The organism is Idiomarina sp. UBA4206 (genome assembly GCF_002383015.1).
Classification (GTDB): domain Bacteria; phylum Pseudomonadota; class Gammaproteobacteria; order Enterobacterales; family Alteromonadaceae; genus Idiomarina; species Idiomarina abyssalis.
The window spans coordinates 1-8,116 of record NZ_DFTS01000068.1; the positions used below are offsets into that span (position 1 = coordinate 1).

Sequence of the window (8,116 nt, forward strand, 5' to 3'; positions counted from 1 at the left end):
CCTATTTTTGGGGGAGAGGTCACATCAATTCTCTGCGCTTATCGCCTTCCTCTGTGGCGGACTGAGTGAATTTTTTTACGCCCCGATAAGCAACAACGCCAAGAATAACAGCGGCGCCAATGTCGGTTGCCATGCTGGATAGACCCAATGCACCACCGAAACCGAGCGTCGCTAACCCTGAGGTCATGCCGGCTGCCGATATACCGACAACTGAGCCGGATAAATAAACTGCCCCCAAGGGCACACCGACGGCAGCGGCTTTCGCACTGAGATCTTTAATGCTGGCTGTTATTTGATCGTCTGTGTATTCTCTATCCAGAATTTTTTTATCATTTTTGATGGCGTCAACAGCAAGCTCTATTTCGTCGTCACCCACGGTCAGGGCACTTCGTACTTTGTTGAGATAGTCAAAGTCGCCGGTAATGGTATCGGTGAGAGCGGAATGGATGTGGATAAGATCTTTCGCTATGGATATATGAATAGACTCGCGCATGCCGTCAGGTGAGAGTTCATCGATAACCTTTATGAGCTCGGACTCAGGTGTTAGAACATTCGGGTCGGCCATATATTCTCGTAAAGCCATTCGGCCTTCATGGCTAATTTTGAGTCGCGACATAAGCTCTAGAAGCTGTGTGAACTCGTTATCATCTACTTCGCCGTCGTCATCGAACGCCATGTTTACAATGATTTTTAGGTAAGCGAGCTTGAGCTTTTCATCCAAGTCGGCAATGGGGAGCATTTGTGCTTGCTCTTCATAACTGTCAAAGTCGTTCGCGATGGTATTTAAAAACTGAGCAAGCTTGTCGTAGTCGATCATTGTTGATGAACCAACAAGGTCAACGGCTTCTGCCTCGCAAGTAACCCGAACAGCGTCTTCGGTTTTAACTTTACCCTTATCGTTTTTAGTTTCTTTAAGAATACTCTCAGCCAACTGTATGTCTGCTAATTCAATATTGGTGACTTTGCCCCAATCCTTCCAAATTAATTGTTGACCGGTGATAAGAGCGCCTTCTTTAGCGGTTTTCATTAAACTCGTGTCGATAATGGCGAGGATGCTTTCTTCATTACCGTCATAATTGAAAGCGTTGATAGCGTTTTTGAGTTTCTTAGGGTCAATATTCGGCGAAACGTAGCAAAGTTTTTCGTTGTCGACCAGCTCACTGATGTTAGCTTTAATGTAGGCATTAATCCCTTGCATGAAAATATCCTTTTTTATTGAACTGCGGATATGCAATTAATCATAATGTCTTTTGTAACGCAAGCTCAAAAATAGAATATGATTTTAACTAACACAGCCGTAGCTTTTTTGTATTTTAGCTTATAAAATGCGGCGATTATTTGAGAGAAAAACAAGCATAAAAAAGAAAGGGGAAGTGCATTGGTTTCTTGGAAATCGTTCTTGTCGAGTCTAATACTCTTAGTAGCTGTTGTCGCTGTGGGAAGCTCAGCCACAGTTAATGCGCAGTCTATGCCGAGCCAAGCTCAAATTGAGCAGTTAAAAAAACTGCCTCGTGCCCAGCAGGAAGCCCTTGCCAGACAGTTTGGTATTGACCCCAGCATGTTGGATCAGTTAAACGGCTCTTCTTCAAGTTCAAGCAGTAAGAGCCAGCAACAAGAAGATGTCGTTTTCCCACGAGGTACTCATTTTGATAAAAATGGCGACCCTATAATTCCGGAAGACTTAGAAGCACAGTTCACTCGAGACGACGATGAGTTAAAAGCATTCGGCTATGACTTGTTTTCCGGCGAGCCAAAAACGTTTGCACCCACCTCTTATGCACCAGTGCCTTCCAGTTACATTATGGGCGTTGGCGACACCATTAAAGTTCAGCTTTTTGGTAAAGAAAACCGCACCTACGACTTAACCATTGACCGAGAAGGTAAAGTGGTTATTCCTGACCTGGGTGAGCTGACGGTTGCCGGTTTAAGCTACACCTTAATGCAGGATCTTATTCAGAATCAGGTAAAGCAGCGTCTTATAGGCTTCAAGGCCGCTGTTTCTATGGGCGAATTGCGTTCCATTCAAGTGTTTATTGCCGGTGAAGCCTACAAGCCGGGCTCCTACACGGTAAGCTCGCTGTCGACCATTAGCCAGGCGCTGTATGTTGCCGGCGGTGTGTCGGACATTGCGTCACTGCGTTCAATTCGTTTAATGCGTGCTGGCGAGGTTATTGCAGACTTTGACTTGTACGACTTGCTATTAAAAGGCGACGCGTCTGACGACCGCATTTTGCAAAGTGGTGATGTTGTTTTCATTCCTGCGCGCGGCGACATGGTGACCGTTAAAGGTCAGGTTAAACGTCCGGCTTTATATGAGCTAAAAGGCGATGAAACTTTAGAAGACGCATTACATTTTGCTGGTGGTAGTGAAGACGACGCTTACTTAGCGTCGGCACAGCTCGAGCGTATTGTTCGAGGCCAGCGGGTTATTAGTACGGTTGACTTAACCTCAAATGCTGAGTTGGGCAAAGCGCTGAAAGGCGGTGATGTATTAACGCTTCGCCAGGTGTCAGAGTCGCTTAACAATAGCCTATTGTTAGTGGGTGCGGTGACTCGCCCGGGGCATTATGAGTGGAAGCCGGGCATTCGCATTAACGATATTTTGCTTGACAGCCGTCAGGACTTATTAGAGCAAGCTGATTTAGGCTATGGTCTTGTCGTGCGTGAAACTGGTGCGAAACGTGACTTGAGCTTGTATCAATTTAATGTGGCAGAGGCTATTTCTGGCGTTGAAGGTGAGAACTTACAACTGCAAGAGCGTGACCAAATTGTTATTTTTAGCCGCTACCAAACGAAAGCAGAAGAACAGCAGCAGCTGTCTCGATTTACGCTGACAGAGCAAGAGCGCCAGGCAGAAGAGCGCGAAAAGCTTCTGAATGAATACCGTCAAGCGTTTCTGAGAGACTTAGTTAAGGAAAAGGGTGTTAAAACGACTGAGGAAAGTACACAAGAGCTCGCTAGTGCAACTCGGTTGTTTGGTACTCCCGACGCAGATGACGATACGATTGCTGAAGAGAAGCTGGCTCAGTACTCTCGGGATAAATTGTTAGAACCTATTATGCTGAGGATAAAACAGGAGCGTTCGACTGCGGGGACTGCTCCGTTAGTTTATGTGGCTGGTGAAGTGAATCATCCAGGTGTTTATCCGTTAGTGGAAAATGCAACAGCGAGTCGCTTAGTCGAAGCCGCCGGCGGTGTTAAAGATTCCGCTTACTTAAAGCGTGCGGAGATAACGCGGTTCAGGTTTGGCGAGGACTCAGGTCAGACAGAATATTTGACTGTCTCGCTTAAGGATGTTCTTTCCGGTCAGGCTGACATTCCTGTTCAAGGGCGCGACCGTTTAAATGTATTAAGTATTCCTGAATGGCAAAGTACTTATGAAGTGACGCTTCGTGGAGAAGTTCGTTTTCCGGGAACCTACGCAATTAAAAGAGGAGAGACGCTTACTCAATTAATAGAACGCGCTGGTGGGTTCACTGATCATGCGTTTATTGAGGGGGCGGTTTTTACTCGCCAGGAAATTCGTGAAAGGGAGCGTGAGCGTAAGCAAGCCCTTGCTCAAGAGCTGCAAAAAGAAATAGCCGGTAATATGATGACAGGTACTGGCGATAGCATGGTCTCCTACAGTGAGATGCGTACCTTGTTAGCGGATTTACTGTCGGCTGAGCCGGTGGGTCGTTTGATTATGGATTTACCTAAGCTTTTGAGTGCTAATGGTGCCAATGACATCCAGTTAAAAGATGGAGATACACTGCACGTACCGTCGATGAGTGACTCTATCAGTATTATGGGTGAAGTTCAGATGTCCACGTCTTATCGCTTTGACCCTGAGCTGAGTGTGAGCGAATATATAGCTCGTAGTGGTGGGACAAGAGAAAAAGCAGACGAAGAACGTATTTATATAGTAAAAGCTGATGGCTCTATTGAGCTTCATAAAGGTGGTAGCAGCTGGTTCAGCTTTAATAATGAAAGCAAGTTAGGTCCTGGGGATACGATAATCGTTCCTATGGACACAACTTACACAGAAGATCTTGAGCTTTGGTCACAGGTTACCACCATTTTGTATAATACGGCTGTTGCGGTTGCTGCTATTAACAGTATTTAACAAAATAGTGTGTGTAAATTTAGAAATCCAGTTTGCATTTAGCAGCGTATAAACATACTATGAAAGTTGCTGTTAACTGGAGTGTTTTCAGTCTACAGCGATACATGTATCAATATCTCGGGAGTGAGGTTATTTTTATGAAAACTTTAGCATTATCAGTTATTGCTGCGTTGGGTTTAGCGACCGCACCAGCAATGGCTCAAGAAGGTACCGCTGGTGAAAGCGCATCAGGCGCTGGCATCGGTGGCATGTCAACTCAGGCATTAGTATTTGCAGGTGTTGCAGCAGCAGCAACTGTAGCAGTTGTTTCTGACAGCTCATCAAACCCAGTAGTTGACGACAACCCTGAAGAACCAACAGATCCGGATCCAATCGTGACTGTAACTGGTACAGGTACTAACACCTACACTATTACTATTCCAGCTCAGTAATAGCTTATTGTGTTGGTTGCGAAGCGCTTCGCAGTGAACACTTTAAAAGAGCTGTGATAAAATACCGCCGTTTGGCGGTATTTTTTTATGCGTGATAGCTTAACTTGTGAGACTTCTTATGATTCGGAACGGACTCTTTGCTGGTTTCTTACTTATTTTAGCGGGCTGTACAGCCGTCACGGACGAAGTTCGTGAAACGGTTGAATATGCGTTTAAAGACACTGAAGATGCAGAGCTAAGCGCTGAGGAAATAGATAACTTTCCTTACACCTCTTTGTATGCTCAGTGGCAGGGAAAAGGCCGAAGCCTGATTGTTTTAGGCTTTGTTAATAAACCGAATAAGTACCATTTTATTACTGCCGAGAAAGAGACCTTCGTTCTTGAGAATGGGCGCGTTACACGCACCCAAAGCCTGGACGATAACCTGTTGAGCGTTTCGAATTTAAAGAATGACCCATTGCGCTGCATTGTAACAGCCCCTCAGTCTTGTAATAACACCTGGCAGCGCGCTTATGACTACCAGTTCGACGACGGCACTCGTGTTAGCCGAAACGTGCAGTCGACTTTCACGGTGAAGCAGCGTGAGCAGTTGGATATGCCTTATGGCCCGGCAATGGCAACTTTGGTAGAAGAAGCGGGTAAGTTTCTGCTAACCGGCGAGCGCTTTGTAAATCGGTTCTGGGTGGAGCCGGACGGTCATGTTATAAAAAGCGAGCAACGCATTATTCCCAATAAGCCGCTATTAAATCTTACCCAGGTCACCTGGATAGGTCGCACTAATAACTCAGAGTCAGCCCAATGAGTGATGTTATGAAACGTATTCTTATTGCTTTATTCGCTATGGCCGTTTTGGCGGAATCAGACGTGGCAAACGCAGAAACCAAACAGGTGCAATTTGAGGGGCCGGTTCGACTAAAGCAGGCATTGAATGCCATTGAGAAGCAAGGCCTTCTGGCGGACGTATATTGGCCGGCTGTACGTCTGGTTAAAACCGATGAGGCTGCCGAATTAGAACGTAAGAAACAAAATATGCTTTTGCAGCTGGCTGAACTGGAAGCTTATTGGCGCGGCCGCCGTGAAACCGACAAAGCCGATGCCGCGCTTATACTGCAAGGGCAAATTAAAGGCTGGCAGCTGGGACAACAATACTGGGGCCACATAAGCATTGAGCAAGCGCGTCAAAATTTAGCGGACAACCCACTGTTACCAGAGGGAAGTTACTCTCTTGTTTTGCCTGAGCGGCCAAAGCATATTTATGTGTATGGCTTAGTCAGTAAACCGGGCAAATACGAATTTTATACAGGGAAGACAGTCGCGAATTGGCTGAATAGTATTGAAGAGCAGTCTGACTTGCTTGACGGACACAACAAAAATATCGCGACGGTAGTGTCCGTTGATGATGAGCAACCAGCTAACTGGGCTTACTACAAACAAAGTGACACCGAGCTTATGCCGGGCAATATTCTTTGGCTAGGCTTTGAGCCGAATCAGCTACCGCCAAAATATAAGTCCTTGAATGACGACATTCGGGGTTTGTTGAAGCATTTTGTGTCAGATACATCGGTTCGCTCAGCAACTAACGCGCCTGTGTATCAGGTGAATGCAGCGCCCACCTCAGAGTGGCATTGGTCGCGCCGTGACTTGTCCCCTAGTTATAACGACTATGGTTCGGTAGGGTTATTGCAGAACCCGACGGCTCGTATGATGGAGGAAGGAGCGTTTGCGCTTAGCTATACCGATATGGACGAGTACCTTCGTTACACGGTTAGCTTGCAGTTGTTGCCTTGGTTGGAAACTACGGCGTTTTATACAGAGATACCAAACCGTTTATACAGCAGTGTGCCTGACTTTAGTGGTGATAACATTTATGCGGACAAAGGTTTCGATATAAAGGCGCGCTTATGGAATGAAAGCTACTGGTTGCCGGAAGTCAGCCTTGGTTTCCGTGACTTAGCCGGCACCGGCTTGTGTGATGCCGAATACGTGGTGGCGAATAAACGTTTCGGTCCGGTGGATATCAGCTTAGGTTTAGGCTTTGGGCGTATGGGCACCCATGACGATGTATCTAATCCATTCTGTGAACTTTCAAAGGAGTTTTGCGATCGTGAAACCGGGGTTGGTGGTAATGGAGGAACCTTAGATGCAGATCGCTGGTTTACCGGCCCTATGGCCGTATTCGGTGGCCTAGAGTATCAAACTCCGTGGGAGCCGCTGAGCCTGAAAGCAGAGTACGACGCTAACGACTACTCGACCGAGCGTGCTGGCGTGCCTATAAAACAAGACAGCCGCTGGAACTTTGGTGCCAATTATCAGGTTTCTGATTACTTCGATGTGCAACTGAGTTACGAGCGCGGCAATACGCTTATGTTCAACTTTAGCCTGCGCACCAACTTCAGTACCTTGAATCAGATAAAGGTGACGCCGGACAAGGTGGTACCTACTGAAGAAAAGCGTAAAGAGTCGCTGGCCGAAGTGGATTGGGCTGGAATGAACCGCACTATGCGTGAACAAATGGCGTTTAGCGGAGCGCGCTTTGCGGCGGAAGACGATGAAGTGACGATGTACGGGTATCACTTCCGTTACCGTGATAGTGAAGAAGCTTATGATCGGGCGGCTCGTGTTATGGCGGCGGAATTACCGGACAGTGTAAAAACCTACAATATGGTCGATATGGCGCTGTTTGATCCGAACGTGAATACCAAAATTGACGCAGGCAAATTTAAAGATCGCGTTTTAAACCGTGACCCGGGTAAAGATGTGGACGAACTGGACGACTTGTTTGTTCGGCTAGAGTCGCCGGATATGCCTGAGCGTGGCGATGACAGCTGGAAACTTAACCCAGAGAACAAGTTCACTAACCGTTACGGCCTGAAGCCGTTCCTCGACCAAAGCTTTGGTAACCCTGAGACTTTCTATACCTATCAGCTGGGTGTTTATGCTTTTGGGCGTCGTTGGTTGAGTGACAATGTTGAGTTGTTTGGTGAAGTAGGCTTTAACATAGCGACTAACTATGACGACTTCTTGTTCTTAGGTGGCGGACAGGATGCTTTGCCGCCGGTACGTACCGACATTCGTAAATACGTGCAAAACGATATTTGGCTAGACTCAGCACAAGTGACTTACCATCAACGCTTAGGTCAGGACTGGTTCGCCATGGCTTATGCGGGCTATTTAGAGCGCATGTACGGTGGTTTAGGCGCGGAAGTACTGTATAAACAGGTGGACAGCCGTTGGGCGTTTGGTCTGAATGTAAACCGGGTTCGTAAACGTGACTTTGAAGGAGGCAGTGGTTTCTTAGACTACGAAGTGACCACCGGCTTTGCCAGTGTTTATTATCAAATGCCATGGTTGTCTGATTCGTTATTGCAGTTAGACTTTGGCCAGTTCCTGGCGAAAGACAAAGGCGTACAAGTGACCATGCAAAAACGCTTTGACAGCGGTGTGGTTGCCGGTGCTTATGCGGCCTTTACGGATGTGTCATCGGAAGAGTATGGTGAAGGAAGCTTTACCAAAGGCTTCTTTATTAGCATACCCTTTGACTTAATGAGCGTGCGTCCGACCCGTGAGCGCGTTGGCTTTA

5 protein-coding genes are annotated in these 8,116 nt (G+C 46.8%); 4 read left to right on the plus strand and 1 reads right to left on the minus strand.

Going from position 1 to position 8,116, the window contains the following annotated elements; genetic code table 11:
* Positions 1-19 precede the first annotated feature (19 nt).
* Entirely contained in the window at positions 20-1,198 is a 1,179-nt protein-coding gene (locus B3180_RS13705) for a hypothetical protein (RefSeq protein ID WP_278358214.1), read from the minus strand.
* Positions 1,199-1,468: 270 nt separating this feature from the next.
* On the opposite strand from B3180_RS13705, the gene B3180_RS13710 reads away from it, so the two are divergent.
* From B3180_RS13710 to B3180_RS13725, 4 genes are all read left to right on the plus strand, one after another.
* Positions 1,469-4,105: an SLBB domain-containing protein gene (locus B3180_RS13710; protein ID WP_278358213.1), complete on the plus strand. Its 2,637-nt coding sequence runs from the start codon at positions 1,469-1,471 to the stop codon at positions 4,103-4,105.
* A 59-nt stretch (positions 4,106-4,164) separates the two neighbouring features.
* The gene (locus B3180_RS13715) at positions 4,165-4,536 is read left to right on the plus strand and encodes a hypothetical protein (protein WP_278361013.1); all 372 of its coding nucleotides are present in this window, start codon (positions 4,165-4,167) and stop codon (positions 4,534-4,536) included.
* A gap of 118 nt (positions 4,537-4,654) precedes the next feature.
* Positions 4,655-5,338, plus strand: coding sequence for a YjbF family lipoprotein (locus B3180_RS13720; protein WP_278358211.1), 684 nt, complete (start codon positions 4,655-4,657; stop codon positions 5,336-5,338).
* 8 nt (positions 5,339-5,346) lie between these two features.
* Positions 5,347-8,116 (plus strand): YjbH domain-containing protein (locus B3180_RS13725; protein WP_286845069.1); only part of this gene is annotated, 2,770 nt, incomplete at its 3' end.